The following is a 16,561-nucleotide window of genomic DNA, read 5'->3' on the forward strand; positions in this document are numbered from 1 at the left end:
GATTGCCCAATCGCCTGGCGCGTTCACGATTCGCCACATTTCCAATCCTTGCTGTTGCGCTGTGGCGGCAACGTCAATGGTCGTCATGCCCAAGTGGTGCCGCCAACGTTGAACGCCGATGCTATGCCGCTCGCGGCCAGTGATATGGAAGAATTAGCCGCGACGCCGAACCTCGGCTCGCCAGTTCCCGTTGCGTTTCCAGATAGATGCCATCGACAGGCTCCAGACAAAGGTTGAAAAATCGTCTGGGCTGGATTCTGCGATTCCGCCATTCTTCCGCCAAAAGCAAATTCCTGGAGGTTCGCGACAAAGAAAAAGGCCCTCGGCTTTCGCCTGAGGGCCTTTGTTCTTCGGGCTTCACACACCGATTAATCCTTGGTGGGCGGTACTGGGATCGAACCAGTGACCCCTGCCGTGTGAAGGCAGTGCTCTACCGCTGAGCTAACCGCCCAAAGAAGCTGAAATTATGTCAGAGCTTTTTGGGTTCGTAAAGTACTTTCTTCAAATATTTTTCAGGCCCGCGCCAACGGCCCGTCAGCCGGCCGCCGGCGGTTCGACCAGATCGAGGATCGAGCCGTCGCGCTTGAGCGTCGCGAGCACGATGCTCGAGTTGATCGACATCACGCCGACTGCGCGATGCAGCCGGTTGATCACGAAGTCGGAGTAGTGGTCGAGGTCGCGCGCGCGCACCGTCAGCACGTAGTTCGATCCGCCCGTCACGACCTGCGCGGCGATCACTTCCGGCCATTGCTGGATCGCCTCGACGAACCGGTCATGCCATTCGGGCACGTCCGGACGCATCGATACCTGCACGAGCGCCTCGAACGCGACGCCGATCTTCTTCGGCTCGATCGTGCAGCGGTAGCCTGCAATGACGCCGCGTTCTTCCAGCAGCTTCACGCGCCGCAGGCATGCCGACGGCGACAGCGCGACCGCGTTCGAGAGGTCCTGATTGCTGAGGCGTCCGTCCCGCTCGAGGTGGCGGAGGATCCGCATGTCGGTTCGATCCAGGCTCATTTCGCAGAATCCGGTAACGTGTGTGATGTCAGGCGCAGACTCTACTGCAATCGGTGCGGTTCGTCATCGAAATGTGAAGCTCATTCTATTTTGACCTCGATAACATGCGCCGCATGTTTCGACCGGATCCACGCTTTCGAACGAGGTCAATCGATGCAACCAGAAGGGCAATTCCAGCATATCGCGGCGCGCGAGCACGGTCTGCGCCGCACGCTTTCCGCACGGCAGATGGCGATGATCGCGATCGGCGGTGCGATCGGTACCGGTCTTTTTCTCGGCAGCGGTTTCGCGATCGGCTTCGCGGGCCCGAGCGTACTCGTGAGCTACGCGATCGGCGCGTTCATCTCGCTGCTGCTGATGGGCTGTCTCGCGGAGATGACGGTCGCGCACCCGACCTCCGGGTCGTTCGGCGCATACGCCGAGCATTACGTGAGCCCGTGGGCCGGGTTTCTCGTGCGCTACGCGTACTGGGCGTGCATCGTGCTCGCGGTCGGCACCGAAGTCACGGCGATCGCGCTGTACATGAAGTACTGGTTTCCGGGCGTGCCGGGCTGGCTGTGGATCGTCGGCTTCTCGGCGCTGCTCGTGTTCGTGAACGCGCGCAGCGTGGACGTGTTCGGCGCGGTCGAGTACGGTTTCTCGGTCGTGAAGATCGCGGCGATCGTCGGCTTCATCGCGCTCGGCGCGTATGTCGTGTTCGGCCATCCGACGCTGGTCGGCACCGGCGCGGCGCGTGCGGGCTTCCATCATTACACCGGTCACGGCGGCTTCTTTCCCAAGGGCATGTGGGGAATGTGGATCGCGGTGATCGTGTCGATCTTCAGCTACCTGAGCATCGAGATGATCGCGGTCGCGGCCGGCGAGGCGGAAGACCCCGAGCGCGCGGTCACGCGTGCATTCCGCTCGACGATCGTGCGGCTCGTGCTGTTCTACCTCGTCACGCTCGCGCTGATGCTCGCGATCGTGCCATGGACCACGGCGGGGCGCGACGAGAGCCCGTTCGTGAAGGTGATGGAGGCGATCGGCCTGCCGGGCGCGGCCGGGCTGATCAACTTCGTCGTGCTGATCGCCGCGCTGTCCGCGATGAACAGCCAGCTCTACATCACGACGCGGATGATGTTCAGCCTGTCGCGTGCGGGCCATGCGCCGAAGGCGCTCGGCGAAGTGAACGCGCGCGGCGTGCCGTTCGGCGCGCTGCTGCTGTCGACGCTCGGGATCGCGCTCGCGACGGTGCTGAGCGTGCTGTATCCGGATGCGTCGTTCACGATCATGATGGCGGTGTCGATGTTCGGCGCGCTCTTTACGTGGATGATGATCTTCGTCACGCACTACTGCTTCCGGCGTCGTCGCGCAGCGCTCGGCCTGCCGGCGCCCGCGTTCCGGATGCGCGGCTTTCCGCTACTGACGCTGCTCGGCGCGGCGCTGATGCTCGCGGTGATGGTGACGACCTACTTCACGGCCGAATTCCACATGACGCTGATTTTCGGCATTCCGTTCCTGGCCGCGCTGTCGGTCGTGTACGCGGTGTGGTATCGGCGTGCGCAGCCGGTGCTGCAGCCCGAAGCGAAGTAGCGCGGCCGTAGCGGTGCGCGGCAACGGCGCCGCGTCAGCCCGCCAGCGCGGGCAGCGCGTCGATCGACGCGCGCACGTAGTCGGCGAAGCGCAGCGCGACCGGTTCGGCGGTGCCGCTGCGCTTCAACGCGAGCGTGCGCGATTCGAGCGATGCATCCCGCAGCGGCAGGAACGCGAGCCGGTCGCTTTTCGCCTGCTGCAGCACGCGCGGCACCAGCGCGATGCCCATCCCGAACTCGATCATCGACAGGATCGTCTGCCACAGCCGCGCCTCGTGACGAATCAGCGGGCTGAAGCCCGCGTTCACGCACTGCGCGATGATCAGGTCGTGATAGTGCGGCGCGGCGTCGCGCGGAAACAGGATGAACGGTTCGGTCGCGAGCGCGGCGAGCGCGACCTGCCTGCGCCGCGCGAGCGGATGTGCGGCCGGCACGCAGCACACGAACGGCTCGGCATAGACGGGCGCCGATTCGACTTCGGGCGGGAAGTGGCCCCAGTGCGCGTAGCCGAGATCGATCTGGCCGCGCTGGATCGCCTGCACCTGCGCATGCGTGTTCATCTCGCTCAGCACGACTTCGACGCCCGGATAGTCGGCCTCGAAGCGCCGCACGGCGTCGGGCAGCCCGCGATACAGCATCGAATGGACGAAGCCGATCCGCAGCCGGCCCGCGAGCCCCGACGCGGAGCGCACCGTCAGGCGCTCGGCTTCGGCCGCCTGCAGCAGCAGCCGGCGCGCTTCGCCGAGCAGTACCTCGCCCGCGTTGGTGAGTGCGACGGTCCTGTTGGCGCGCGAGAAGAGCTGAACGCCGAGTGCTTCCTCGAACTTGCGGATGTCGAAGCTCAACGCCGGTTGCGAGATGAACAGGCGCTTCGCCGCGCGGCCGAAATGCAGCTCCTCGGCGACCGCCACGAAATAGCGCAACTGCCTGAGTTCCATGGTGTCTCCTCCGGACATCGGCATCGATAAGCGGTATCTATCGTACCGGATAAATCCTGTATTGGACGCTTATCGATCGCGCGCCTACGCTCTGCGGAAGGCTCGATGCAGGACCGGCCGGCCGCCGCGGTGCGCGGCCCGGTCGATGCACCGGCAACTCTGGAGACGCACGCATGCACGACCCCGCTCGCACGCCGGACACCGGCGCATCCCATATCCCCGACAGCCGGGGCATCAATTTCTTCTCCGTCGACCCCGATCTCGGCGCGTTGCTGAAGCTGCATCTCGGCGACGCGCGCTATGCCGAACTCGAGCCGCGGCTGCGCGCGCTCGGCGCACGCGTGTCGGGCGAACTCGACGAATGGGCATCGCGTGCGGACAAGCATCCGCCGGTGCTCGAGCACCGCAACCGGCGCGGCGAGGCCGTGCAACGGATCGACAAGGATCCGGCGTACGTCGCGCTCGAACGCGTCGCGTATGCGGAGCTCGGGCTCGCGTCGCTGAGTCACGGATCCGAGGCCGTGCCGCCGCTCGTCAAGTACGCGCTGACGTTCCTGTTCGTGCAGGCGGAGTTCGGCCTGTGCTGCCCGGTCAGCATGACCGATTCGCTGACGCGCACGCTGCGCCGCTTCGGCGATCCCGCGCTCGTCGCGCGCTACCTGCCGAGGCTCGCGTCGCGCGACTTCGACACGCTGTACCAGGGCGCGATGTTCATGACGGAGCAGGCGGCCGGCTCCGATGTCGGCCGGATCGCGACGCGCGCGACGCGTGAAACCGGCACGCATGGCGAGACCGTCTGGCGCCTGAGCGGCGACAAGTGGTTCTGCTCGAATGCGGATGCCGACCTCGCGATGGTGCTCGCGCGGCCCGACGGTGCGCCGGCCGGCATCCAGGGCCTCGCGCTGTTCCTGCTGCCGAAGACGCTGCCGGACGGCACGCGCAACCGCTACCGGATCGTGCGCCTGAAGGACAAGCTCGGCAGCCGTTCGATGGCGAGCGGCGAGATCGTGCTCGAAGGCGCGCAGGCCTACCTGATCGGCGAGATCGGCCGCGGTTTTCACCAGATGGCCGACATGATCAACATGTCGCGGCTGTCGAACGGCGTGCGCGCGGCGGGGCTGATGCGGCGCGCGCTGAACGAAGCGCTGCACGTCGCCGCGCATCGCGAGGCGTTCGGCCGCAAGCTGATCGAGATGCCGCTGATGCAGCGCCAGTTGATGAAGATGCTGCTGCCGGCCGAGGCCGCGCGCGCGATGTTCATGCAGATCGCGCTGCTGCTGCCGCGGGCCGACGCGGGCGACGAGCAGGCCGCGCGCTGCGTGCGGATCCTGACGCCGCTGATCAAGTTCCGCGCGTGCCGCGACGCGCGACGCGTGACGGGCGACGCGATGGAGGTGCGCGGCGGTACCGGCTATATCGAGGAATGGAGCGACGCGCGGCTCGTGCGCGACGCGCACCTCGGTTCGATCTGGGAAGGCACGAGCAACATCGTCGCGCTTGACGTCGCGCGCGCCGCGCAGCGCGAGCAGGCGCTCGACGCGCTGCGCGCGTTCCTCGGCGATCGTCTGGGCGAGGCGCCGCTGCCCGACGCGAGCCGCACCGCGCTGCGCCGCATACTCGCGCGGGCGTGCGATGCGCTGGCGCGGGTGGCCGGGGAGGGCGACGACGCGCATGTGCGGCAGGCCGCGTCCGCGCTGTATTACGCGAGCGCGGCCGTGCTGATGGCCTGCGAGGGCGCGCGGCTCGCGCCGGATTTCCGGCGTCTCGCGCTCGCGCACCTGATCGTGCGCCACAAGCTGCTGCCGGTCGATCCGCTCGCGCCGGCATCGCGCGACGACCGATCGACCGCGTTCGCCGCGCTGCTGCGCGGCCAGCCGGTCGCGCTCGACACGGCGCTCGACCTGCTGCCGGAGGTCGAACGATGAGCGCGACGACGGCGAACACGACGCGCGGCGCGCTGGACGGCCTGAAGGTCGTCGACCTGAGCCGGGTGCTCGGCGGCCCGTACTGCACGCAGGCGCTCGCCGACCACGGTGCGACGGTGATCAAGATCGAGCCGCCGGCCGGCGACGAGACGCGCGGCTGGGGGCCGCCGTTCGTCGGCGACACGGCCTGGTATTTCATGGGTGTGAACCGCAACAAGGAAGGGCTCGCGCTCGACCTGTCGCACGACGAAGGGCGCGCGATCCTGTGGCGCCTGCTCGAGCAGGCCGACGTGCTCGTCGAGAACTTCAAGCCGGGCACGCTCGCGCGCTGGGGGATGGACTACGCACGCGACCTGCAGCCGCGCTTTCCGCGCCTGATCCACTGCGCGGTGACGGGCTTCGGCGAAGACGGCCCGCTCGGCGGGCTGCCGGGCTACGACGCGGTGATTCAGGCGATGGCCGGGCTGATGAGCGTGAACGGCGAACGCGACGGCGACGCGACCCGCATCGGCCTGCCGATCGTCGACATGGTGACGGGGCTCAACGCGCTCGCCGGCATCCTGCTGGCGCTCGCGGAGCGCGAGAAGAGCGGGCGCGGGCAGTCGATCGACATCGCGCTGTACGACTGCGGCGTGTCGCTGCTGCATCCGCATCTGCCGAATTTCTTCGGGTCGGGCCGCGTGCCGGAACGCAGCGGCAACGCGCATCCGAACATCGCGCCGTACGACAGCTACCGCACGGCCACCGTGCCGATTTTCCTCGCGGTCGGCAACGACCGGCAGTTTGCCCGGCTCGTCGCGCATCTCGGCGCGCCGGCGCTGGCCGGCGACGCGCGCTTCGCCGACAACCGCAGCCGCTGCGCGCACCGGCCCGAGCTGAAGGCCGAACTCGAAGCGCGGCTCGCCGCGCACGCATGCGAGCCGCTCGCGCGCGAGCTGATGGCGGCCGGCGTGCCGTGCGGGCCGGTGCGCACGGTGGCCGACGTCGCGCACGATCCGCATGCGCTGCACCGCAATCTGTTCGTCGAGATCGGCGCGTATCGCGGCACCGCGTCGCCGGTGAAGCTGTCGCGCACGCCGGCCACCTATCGTTCGGCGCCGCCCGCGCTCGGCCGCGACACGCGCGCGGTGCTCGACCGGCTCGGCGTCGATCGCGCGCTTCAGCAGCACCTGCTCGATGCCGGCGTGCTGAAGACGGCCGCCGACGAGTCGCCGCCCGACTGACACGACGCCGCCGGCCGGCGGCGCGATGCCGGCCTTCCGGGAAAGGCGCGCACGAGTCGCGCCCCCGCTCACCAACAAGGAGACATCGATGAGCCGTCCGCAATCCCCGAGCGCCGCGCAGCCGCGGCCCGGCCGCGCCGCCCTCGCGGCGTTCGTCGGCACCACGATCGAGTGGTACGACTTCTACATCTACGGCACGGCGGCGGCGCTCGTGTTCGGTAAGGTGTTCTTTTCCCGCACGATGGATCCCGGCGTCGCGACGCTGCTCGCGTTCGTCACGTTCTGGGCCGGCTTCGCCGCGCGGCCGCTCGGCGGCATCGTGTTCGGGCATCTCGGCGATCGCGTCGGCCGCAAGACCGCGCTCGTGATCACGCTGGTGATGATGGGGCTCGCGACAACCGGCATCGGCCTGCTGCCCGGCTACGCATCGATCGGCGCGTGGGCGCCGGCGGGCCTCGTCGTGCTGCGCGTGCTGCAGGGTGTCGCGGTCGGCGGCGAGTGGGGCGGCGCGGTGCTGATCGCGAGCGAGAATGCGCCCAAGCACCGCAGCATCCTGTATGCGGCGTTCGCGCAGCAGGGTTCGCCCACCGGCAACCTGCTGGCCACGGCTGCGTTCTTCGCGCTGAGCGCGCTGCCGACGCCGTCGTTCCTGATGTGGGGCTGGCGCATTCCGTTCCTGCTGTCGGCCGTGCTCGTGATCATCGGGATGGTGATCCGGCTGCGGCTCGAGGAATCGATCGACATGCAGCGCGTGCTCGCACGCAAGCGCACGGTGAAGCTGCCGCTGCGCGACGTCGTGCGCGACCACTGGGTCGTCGTGCTGCTCGCGGCCGGCACGCTGCCGGTGATCAACGTCACGTATTTCCGCAGCACGTTCGCGCTGTCGTGGGCGACGAAGGAACTCGGTTACGCGCAGGGCACGTTCCTCGGCATCCTGTCGATCTCGCTCGTCGTGCAGTTCCTGATGCAGCCGGTCGGCGCGTGGTTCGTGTCGAAGGTCGACATGCGGCGCGCGATGGGCTGGATCCTGATCCCCGAGATCGTCCTGATGCCGGTGATGTTCCATGCGCTCGCGACGCGTTCGTACTGGGTCGCCGTCGCGGGCATGTGCATCTCGACGATTCCGTCGGCGATGTTCTACGGCGCGGTCGGCGGCGTGCTCGCGCGCGTGTTCCCGGCGAACGTTCGCTATACGGGCCTGTCGCTCGCGTATCAGTTGAGCGCGCTGGTCGTCGGCGGCGGCACGCCCGTGCTCGCGCAGGCGATCCTCAATGCGACGGGCAGCATCGTCGGCGTCGCGATCGCCTCGGGGCTGTACGCGCTCGTGTCGCTGGCGTGCATGCTGGCGCTGCTCAATCGCACCGGGTATCGCGCCGACGAGTTGTCGAGCGCCGAGCGCAGCGATGCGGCCGAGTGGGGGGCCGAAGGCTTGAATGCCGACAGTCGGGCCGGCGAGGCCGCGCAGCCGGACGATCGCGGCACGTTGAAACCGGCCGGATGAGCCGGGGAGGCCGGCGTGATTCGGCAGGCTGGCGATTCGGCCATCCGGTGAGCCGGTGCGGCAGTTCGGCGATCGGACGGCATCGCGCGCCGGACGGGGCGCACGTCGCATGGCCGCGATTCGCCCCAAATCACGCTTCCCAAACGCAAACGGCACCGTGCGAGACACGGTGCCGTTTGCCTGCGGTGTTTGCTTCACGTCGCCGCGAGGCCGGCACGGCCGGCCTGCGCGATCCGCGTCGCTTTAGCCTTCCGTCGGCGGTACGTAGCCGGACGCCTGGTCCGCGCCGTCGCCGAAGAAGTACTTCTCGGTCTGCTTCATCAGGTACTGGCGCGCGCGCGGGTCGGCCATGTTCAGGCGGTTTTCGTTGATCAGCATCGTTTGCTGCTTGAGCCAGCCTTGCCACGCTTCCTTCGACACGCTTTCGTAAATGCGCTTGCCGAGTTCGCCCGGCAGCGGCGGGAAATCGAGGCCTTCGGCTTCCTTGCCGAGCTTCGCGCATTGGATCATTCGAGCCATCGTGTACTTCTCCTGTAATCGGTGTCTGGGGGGAAGGGCAGTCGTGCCGGTGCTCAGAGCTGCTTCATCAGCACGAGCGACTTGCGCTGCCAGTTATAGAGTTTGCGACGGTCTTCCGGCAGGTCGTCGACGCTGACCTTGACGAAGCCGCGCTTGAGGAACCAGTGCTCGGTGCGCGTCGTGAGCACGAAGATGTGCGTGAGGCCGCGCGCGCGGGCGCGCTGCTCGATGCGCTTGAGCAGGCGTTCGCCGTCGCCCGAGCCCTGCGCTTCGGGGGCCACCGTCAGGCACGCCATCTCGCCGATCTTCTCCTGCTGGTACGGGTACAGCGCCGCGCAGCCGAACAGCACGCCATCGTGCTCGATGACCGAGAAGTGGTCGATGTCGCGTTCGATCTGGTGGCGGCCGCGCCGCACCAGCGTGCCGTCCGACTCGAGCGGCTCGATCAGCGCGAGGATGCCGCCGACGTCGTCCGGCGTCGCTTCGCGCAGGCTTTCGAGGTTCTCGTACGAGATCATCGTGCCGACGCCGTCGTGCAGGAACAGTTCGAGCAGCATGCTGCCGTCGAGCGACTGCGGAATCAGGTGCGCACGGGTCACGCCGCCGCGGCACGCGCGGATCGAATGCTTCAGGAAGAACGCGTCGTCGCCCTGGATGTTGCCGGAATCGAGCAGCTCGGCGGCCGCGTCGAGCGACATTTCGCGCACCAGCTCGCCTTCGTCGTCGACGATGCCGGGCCCATCGGTCAGGAAGATGATCTTGTCGGCGCGCAGCGCGATCGCGGCGGCCGACGCCACGTCTTCCATCGACAGGTTGAACGCCTCGCCGGTCGGCGAGAAACCGAGCGGCGACAGCAGCACGAGCTTGCGGCTCGCGAGCGAATGACGGATCGATTCGGCGTCGATCTTGCGCACGATGCCCGTGTGCGCGAAATCGACCCCGTCGAGAATCCCCACCGGCCGCGCGGTCACGAAGTTGCCGGACACGACGCTGATGTGCGCGTGCGCCATCGGCGAGTTCGGCAGACCCTGGCTGATCGCGGCCTCGATGTCGAGACGCACTTCGCCGGCCGCCTCCTTCGCGGATTCGAGCGCGCGCGCATCGGTGATGCGCAGCCCGTGCGAAAACTCGGATTCGACGCCGTGCAGGCTCAGCTGCTCCTCGACCTGCGGCCGCGAGCCGTGCACCAGCACGATCTGGATGCCCATCGCCTGCAGGAGCGCGATGTCGGACACGAGCGCATTCAGCAGCCCCTGCTGCACCACCTCGCCGCCGAACCCCACGACGAACGTGCTGTTGCGGAACTTGTGGATATAGGGCGCGACGGAGCGCATCCAGTCGACGAACTGCGCGTGGCTGGCGGCCGAATCGTCGGCGGCCGGCGGCGTCGCGGCGCCGGTCTGGGCGGGAGGGAGGTCGGTTTGGGAATTCATGGGCGGGATTATAATGCGCCCCCATGTCGAATGTTTCTAAAAGTCCCGCGCCGACGCGGGCCAATACGCCGTCGGCGCAGCACCCGGATGGTGCGGCCGATGCGCGCGAGCAGCAGGGCCAGCCGGCGCGCCAGCAGCAGGACAAGCCGGCGGGCAAGCCGGCACCCGCGCCGCGCCATGACGAACGGCGCGGCGACGCGCGCCAGCCGGCCGCGAAGGGCGCGCCGCAGGCGACCGGCGAGCGGGCCCCGCGCCGCGAGCGTGCGCCGCGCGCAGCCGTTCCGCCCAATCCCGTCCCGCCGATCACCTACCCCGAAAGCCTGCCCGTGTCGGGCAAGCGCGACGAAATCGCGCGCGCGATCGCCGGTCATCAGGTCGTCATCGTCTGCGGTGAAACCGGCTCGGGCAAGACCACGCAGTTGCCGAAGATCTGTCTCGATCTCGGCCGCGGCCTCGGCGCCGGCGGCACGGGCCTGATCGGCCATACGCAGCCGCGGCGCCTGGCCGCGTCGTCGACCGGCCGCCGGATCGCCGAGGAGCTCGGCACGCCGTTCGGCGAGGTGGTCGGCTACAAGGTGCGCTTCACCGACAATCTCGCGCCGGGCGCGTCCGTGAAGCTGATGACGGACGGTATCCTGCTCGCCGAGACGCAGACCGACCCGTTGCTGAAGGCGTACGACACGCTGATCATCGACGAGGCGCACGAGCGCAGCCTGAACATCGACTTCCTGCTCGGTTATCTGAAGGAGATCCTGCCGAGGCGGCCGGACCTGAAGCTGATCGTCACGTCCGCGACGATCGACGCCGATCGCTTCGCACGCCATTTCGGCACCGACGAACGTCCGGCGCCCGTGATCGAGGTGAGCGGGCGGCTGTATCCGGTCGAGATGCGTTATCGGCCGGTGGCCGAGGATCGCCCGGCCGTGAAGAACGCCGAAGGCACGGGCGGTCGCGATCGCGTGAAGACCGCGCGCGAGGCCGAGCGTGACCTGATGGACGCGATCGTCGACGCGGTCGACGAGCTGTGCCGCGAAGGCCCCGGCGACGTGCTGGTGTTCCTGCCCGGCGAGCGCGAGATCCGCGAGGCGGCCGAGGCGCTGCGCAAGCACCATCCGCCGCATACCGAGATCCTGCCGCTGTTCGCGCGGCTGTCGGCGGCCGACCAGGACAAGGTGTTCAAGGCGTCGAACGCGCGCCGCATCGTGCTCGCGACCAACGTGGCCGAAACCTCGCTGACGGTGCCCGGCATCCGCTACGTGGTCGACACCGGCCTCGCGCGCGTGAAGCGCTATTCGTACCGGAACAAGGTCGAGCAGTTGCAGGTCGAGTCGATCTCGCAAGCCGCCGCGAACCAGCGCGCGGGCCGCTGTGGCCGCGTGGCCGACGGCGTGTGCATCCGCTTGTACGAGGAAAGCGACTACCAGGCGCGCGCACGCTTCACCGATCCGGAGATCCTGCGCTCGTCGCTCGCGTCGGTGATCCTGCGGATGAAGTCGCTGCACTTGACGGCGATCGAATCGTTCCCGTTCCTCGAACCGCCGCCCGGCCGCGCGATCGCGGACGGTTATCAACTGCTCAACGAACTCGGCGCGGTCGACGACGACAACGCGCTGACGCCGCTCGGCCGCGAGCTCGCGCGGCTGCCGCTCGACCCGCGCGTCGGCCGGATGATCCTCGCCGCGCGCGACCAGCAGTCGCTGCGCGAGGTGCTGATCATCGCGAGCGCGCTGTCCGTGCAGGACCCGCGCGACCGCCCGATCGAAGCGCAGGAGCAGGCCGACCAGGCGCACCGCCGGTTCGCCGACGAGCGCTCCGAATTCCTGCAGTGGCTGAAGATCTGGGCATGGTTCGAAGAGGCCGTCGCGCACAAGAAGTCGAATCGTCAGTTGATCGATGCATGCCGGCAGAATTTCCTGTCGCACCTGCGGCTGCGCGAATGGCGCGACGTCCATTCGCAGTTGCTGACGGTCGTGCGCGAGCACGGCTGGCGGCTCAATGAAGTCGAGGCCACGTACGAGCAGATCCATCTGGCCCTGTTGACGGGCCTGCTCGGCAACCTCGGGATGAAGGCCGACGACGATCCGCATTACCTCGGCGCGCGCGGCATCAAGTTCTACCTGTGGCCGGGCTCCGCGCTCGCGAAGAAGGCCGGCCGCTGGGTGATGGCGGCCGAGCTCGTCGAGACGAGCCGGCTGTACGCGCGCTGCCTCGCGAAGATCGAGCCCGAGTGGGTCGAGAAGATCGGCGCGCATCTGCTGAAGAAGTCGCTGTCGGAGCCGCACTGGGAGAAGCGTCCGGCGCAGGTCAGCGCGTTCGAGCGCGCGACGCTGTACGGGCTGCCGATCTACCACCGGCGGCGCGTCGCGTTCGGCAAGCAGGATCCGGCGCGCGCACGCGAGCTGTTCATCCGCGGCGCGCTGGTCGAAGGCGAGTTCGACACGAAGCTTGCGTTCTTCGCGCACAACCGCAAGCTGCTCGCCGACATCGAGCAGCTCGAACACAAGTCGCGCCGCCAGGACGTGCTGGTCGACGACGAGCTGATCTACGCGTACTACGACCAGGCGATTCCGGAAGGCATTCACACGGGCGCCGCGTTCGAGCGCTGGTATCGCGACGAGGTGAAGAAGGCCGGCCAGCCCGAGGACAAGCTGCGTCTGCTGTACCTGTCGCGCGACGACCTGATGCGCCACGAGGCGGCGGGCGTGACGACGGACCTGTTCCCGAAGCGCGCGACGATGGCCGGCGTCGAGATGGCGCTCACGTACCACTTCGAGCCCGGCACGCCGCGCGACGGCGTGACGCTCGCGGTGCCGCTCTTCGCGCTGAACCAGGTCGACGCGCGCCGCTGCGAGTGGCTCGTGCCGGGGATGCTGAAGGAAAAGGTGCAGTTGCTGCTGAAGTCGCTGCCGCAGAAGCTGCGCCGGCACTGCGTGCCGCTGCCCGAGTACGCGGCCGGCTTCGTCGAGCGGATGGGGCGCGAGCGCTTCGGTGCGGGCGGGCTCGTCGAGGCGCTGATCGCCGACGTGCGCGGCGAGACGCAGGTCGCGATGAAAACGGCCGACTTCAAGCTCGAGACGCTGCCCGCGCACCTGTTCATGAATTTCAAGGTGATCGACGAGCACGGCCGCCAGCTCGCGATGGGGCGCAATCTCGCGCAGCTTCGCCAGGAGCTGGGCGCGCAGGCGCAGCAGCAGTTCCAGAAGATCGCGGCGGCGTCGACGATCGCGACCGGCGGCGAAGCGGGTGCGGCCGATGCGCCGGTTCCGGCCGCCGCGCCGGGTTCGGCGGCGAAGGGCGGCAAGCCGGGCAAGGGCGCGGCGCCGCAGACGGCGGCCCCGGCGGAAACCGGCGCGACGGCGCTGTACGAGAACCTGACGACGTGGAATTTCGGCAAGCTGCCGGAGCTGCTGGAGATCCGCCGGCGCGGCCAGACGCTGTACGGCTATCCGGCGCTCGTCGACCGCGGCACCCATTGCGACGTCGAGGTGTTCGATTCGCCGGAGGAGGCCGCGCGCATCCACCGGGCCGGCTTGCGGCGCCTCTTCGCGCTGCAGCTGAAGGAGCCGATCAAGTTTCTGGAGAAGAACCTGCCGGGCCTGCGCGAGATGGCGATGCAGTACATGTCGCTCGGCACGCAGGACGAGCTGCGCGACCAGTTGATCGACACGGCGCTCGACCGCGCGTGCCTGCAGGACCCGCTGCCCGACGACGACGCGAGCTTCCACGCGCGCCGCGACGAGGGCCGCAGCCGCCTGAACCTGCTCGCGCAGGAAATCGCGCGGCTCGTCGGGCAGATCCTCGCCGAATACGCGGGCCTCGTGAAGAAGCTCGCGCAGGCGAAGCCGTTCGCGCAGGCCCATGCGGACCTGCAGCAGCAACTGGCCGCGCTGGTCGGCAAGCGCTTCGTGATCGACACGCCTTACGCGCAGCTTGCGCATTTCCCGCGCTACCTGAAAGGCATCGCGCTGCGGATCGACAAGCTGAAGGCCGACCCGGCGCGCGACGCGAAGCAGTCGGCCGAGCTGCTGCCGCTCGTCCAGCAGTACCAGCGCGCGGTGTCGCAGCGCGGCGGCGTCGCCGATGCGCGGCTCGCGGAATTCCGCTGGCTGCTGGAGGAACTGCGAATTTCGCTGTTCGCGCAGGAACTGCGCACGCCGATGCCGGTCTCTGTCAAGCGTCTGCACAAGGTCTGGGAGTCGATGCAGCGCTAGCGCGACATCGATCGGCCGGGCTCGCACCGGCGGCCGGTTCGGTCCTGCACCGCGCCGCCTGCCGCGGCGGCTCGTTCGGCCGCCGCGGCAGGCGGCGAAGCGGCGCGATACCGGCATGGGTCAACCGGAGGGGCCCGCCGAACGTTCTACAATGACTGCTGTTCCACGACGTGAGTCTTCATGCGCACTTTCCTTTCCCTCGGCCGCACGCTCGCGCTGGCCGCCGCCGTCCTGGCGCCCGCCGCACACGCGAATAACGTGATCGTTCTCAATTCGGCCGAAGCGACGCTTTCCCTGATCGACCAGCAGACCCGCGAAGTCGTTTCCACGATGCCGACCGGCAAGGAACCGCACCATTTGATGGCGACGCCCGACAACGCGTCGCTGATCGTCGCAAATTCGGTCTCGAACAGCCTGATGTTCCTCGATCCGAAGACGGGCAAGCTGCAACGCACCGTCGAAGGGATCGACGATCCGTACCAGCTCGGCTTCTCGCCCGATCGCAAGTGGTTCGCGGCGGCCGGCCTGCGGCTCGACCGCGTCGACATCTACGGCTACGACGGCCGCGACCTGAAACTCGTGAAGCGCGTGCCGCTCGCGGTGATGCCGAGCCACCTCGCGTTCACGAAGGACAGCAAGACGCTGCTCGTGTCGCTGCAGGTGTCCGGCGAGATCGCGGCGATCGATCTGCCGACGCAGACGGTCAAGTGGAAGATGAAGGTCGGCAAGGTGCCGGCCGGCCTGTGGCTCACGCCGGACGACAAGTTCCTGCTCGTCGGGATGACCGGCGCGGATTACGTCGCGGTCGTCGACTGGCGCAACCAGAAGGTCGTCAAGCAGATCTACACGGGCAAGGGCGCGCACAACTTCCGCTCGCTCGCCGACGGCACGCACGTCGCGGTGACGAACCGCGTCGCGAATACCATCAGCATCATCGACGAGAACACGCTCACCAACGTCGGCGACATCACCGGCCTGCTGCCGGGCCCCGACGACATGGAGCTGTCCGCCGACAAGAAGACGCTGTGGGTGACGTTCCGCTTCGCGAAGAAGGTTGGGATCATCGACCTGGCCTCGCGCAAGCTGGTGCAGACGATCGCCGTCGGCCGCTCGCCGCACGGCATCTACTTCTACGACCGCGCGCCGTGGAAGGCGGCGAACGGCGCGTGACGCGCGGAGGCGAACGATGCTGCACCTGATCGATGCGTTCGTGTCGGACATCCAGACCTGGCTGTACGTCGACGTCGTGCAGCCGCTCCTCTTCAAGTTCAACCTGATGGACTATGACGAGGACACCTACGACGCGCTGTACTGGGTGATCATCGGCGCGCTGCAGATGGTGCTGATGTTCGCGCTGCTGCGCCCGCTCGAGGCGCTGCTGCCGGTCGAGCGCTGGAAGAACCGCCGCGCGGTGCGCGTCGACGTGATCTACACGGCGATCTCGAAGCTCGGCATCTACACGCTGTTCTTCTTCTTCGCGCTGCAGCCGGTGTTCGACAGCTTCCAGGCGTGGCTGCGCCTGCACGGCGTCGCGAACGTCAACCTCGACTATCTGTGGCCGGGCGTGACCTCGCAGCCGATCGTCGCGTTCGCGATCTACCTCGTGGTGCTCGACTTCGCCGGCTACTGGTATCACCGCTGGCAGCACAAGTTCGGCATCTGGTGGGAGCTGCACGCGGTCCATCACAGCCAGCGGCAGATGTCGCTGTGGTGCGACGACCGCAACCACCTGCTCGACGACGTGCTCCAGTCGTGCTTCTTCGCGGCGATCGCGCTCGTGATCGGCGTGACGCCGTCGCAGTTCGTCGTGCTCACCGCGGTCACGAACTTCCTGCAGAGCATCCAGCATACGAATGCGCGGCTGTCGTACGGCCGCATCGGCGAGCGCCTGCTCGTCAGCCCGATCTTCCATCGCCGGCACCATGCGGTCGGCTACGGCCACGAAGGCACCAAGTACGGCTGCAACTTCGGCGTGCTGTTCCCGTGGTGGGACATGATGTTCGGCACCGCGTCGTGGAACCGCACGGTCGAGCCGACCGGCATCCGCGAGCAGGTCGAGGGCGTGTCCTACGGCGACGGCTTCTGGTCGCAGCACGGCCTGGCGTTCGTGCGGATCTTCCGGCGCCTGTTCCCCGCGAAGCGCGGCGCGGCGTCGGCCTGATCCCTGTCCAGCCTTTCTCCCGTTGAACGGCGCTCCCACGCGGCCCGCATGTGCTTTGGCGC

At 68.2% G+C, this 16,561-nt stretch carries 11 protein-coding genes and 1 tRNA gene; 7 read left to right on the forward strand and 5 right to left on the reverse strand.

Going from position 1 to position 16,561, the window contains the following annotated elements:
• Nucleotides 1–376 precede the first annotated feature (376 nt).
• A tRNA-Val gene (locus tag HWX62_RS27715) sits at nt 377–451 on the reverse strand.
• 83 nt (nt 452–534) lie between these two features.
• Entirely contained in the window at nt 535–1,017 is a 483-nt protein-coding gene (locus HWX62_RS27720; RefSeq protein ID WP_175932724.1) for an Lrp/AsnC family transcriptional regulator, read from the reverse strand.
• A 153-nt stretch (nt 1,018–1,170) separates the two neighbouring features.
• Between HWX62_RS27720 and HWX62_RS27725 the strand changes: the two genes are divergently transcribed.
• Entirely contained in the window at nt 1,171–2,589 is a 1,419-nt protein-coding gene (locus HWX62_RS27725) for an amino acid permease (RefSeq protein WP_175932725.1), read from the forward strand.
• A gap of 34 nt (nt 2,590–2,623) precedes the next feature.
• Here HWX62_RS27725 and HWX62_RS27730 read toward each other — a convergent pair whose 3' ends face one another.
• On the reverse strand, nt 2,624–3,526 hold the full coding sequence (locus HWX62_RS27730; RefSeq protein ID WP_175932726.1) for a LysR family transcriptional regulator: 903 nt from the start codon (nt 3,524–3,526) through the stop codon (nt 2,624–2,626).
• A gap of 173 nt (nt 3,527–3,699) precedes the next feature.
• Here HWX62_RS27730 and HWX62_RS27735 point away from each other — a divergent pair, with 173 nt between their 5' ends.
• The 3 genes from HWX62_RS27735 to HWX62_RS27745 all read left to right on the forward strand — a co-directional run bounded on the left by HWX62_RS27735 (nt 3,700) and on the right by HWX62_RS27745 (nt 8,175).
• Entirely contained in the window at nt 3,700–5,451 is a 1,752-nt protein-coding gene (locus HWX62_RS27735) for an acyl-CoA dehydrogenase family protein (protein ID WP_175932727.1), read from the forward strand.
• Complete coding sequence (locus tag HWX62_RS27740; protein ID WP_175932728.1) at nt 5,448–6,674, forward strand: CaiB/BaiF CoA-transferase family protein; 1,227 nt, start codon at nt 5,448–5,450, stop codon at nt 6,672–6,674. The genes HWX62_RS27735 and HWX62_RS27740 overlap by 4 nt, the downstream gene beginning before the upstream one ends.
• Nucleotides 6,675–6,762: 88 nt before the next feature.
• A complete protein-coding gene (locus tag HWX62_RS27745; RefSeq protein ID WP_175932729.1) occupies nt 6,763–8,175 on the forward strand; it encodes an MFS transporter in 1,413 nt (470 codons plus the stop codon).
• Between the two features lie 243 nt (nt 8,176–8,418).
• On the opposite strand, the gene HWX62_RS27750 is transcribed toward HWX62_RS27745, so the two are convergent.
• Both HWX62_RS27750 and argA read right to left on the reverse strand, forming a co-directional pair.
• On the reverse strand, nt 8,419–8,694 hold the full coding sequence (locus HWX62_RS27750) for an oxidative damage protection protein (protein WP_006478357.1): 276 nt from the start codon (nt 8,692–8,694) through the stop codon (nt 8,419–8,421).
• A gap of 53 nt (nt 8,695–8,747) precedes the next feature.
• Nucleotides 8,748–10,127: an amino-acid N-acetyltransferase gene (gene argA, locus HWX62_RS27755; protein WP_175932730.1), complete on the reverse strand. Its 1,380-nt coding sequence runs from the start codon at nt 10,125–10,127 to the stop codon at nt 8,748–8,750.
• A gap of 23 nt (nt 10,128–10,150) precedes the next feature.
• Between argA and hrpA the strand changes: the two genes are divergently transcribed.
• From hrpA to HWX62_RS27770, 3 genes are all read left to right on the forward strand, one after another.
• Complete coding sequence (gene hrpA, locus HWX62_RS27760) at nt 10,151–14,338, forward strand: ATP-dependent RNA helicase HrpA (RefSeq protein WP_175932731.1); 4,188 nt, start codon at nt 10,151–10,153, stop codon at nt 14,336–14,338.
• A 180-nt stretch (nt 14,339–14,518) separates the two neighbouring features.
• Complete coding sequence (locus HWX62_RS27765) at nt 14,519–15,508, forward strand: beta-propeller fold lactonase family protein (RefSeq protein ID WP_006482513.1); 990 nt, start codon at nt 14,519–14,521, stop codon at nt 15,506–15,508.
• 16 nt (nt 15,509–15,524) lie between these two features.
• A complete protein-coding gene (locus tag HWX62_RS27770; RefSeq protein WP_006482516.1) occupies nt 15,525–16,499 on the forward strand; it encodes a sterol desaturase family protein in 975 nt (324 codons plus the stop codon).
• Nucleotides 16,500–16,561: the final 62 nt, after the last annotated feature.

The organism is Burkholderia sp. BCC0506 (assembly GCF_902833145.1).
GTDB lineage: Bacteria > Pseudomonadota > Gammaproteobacteria > Burkholderiales > Burkholderiaceae > Burkholderia.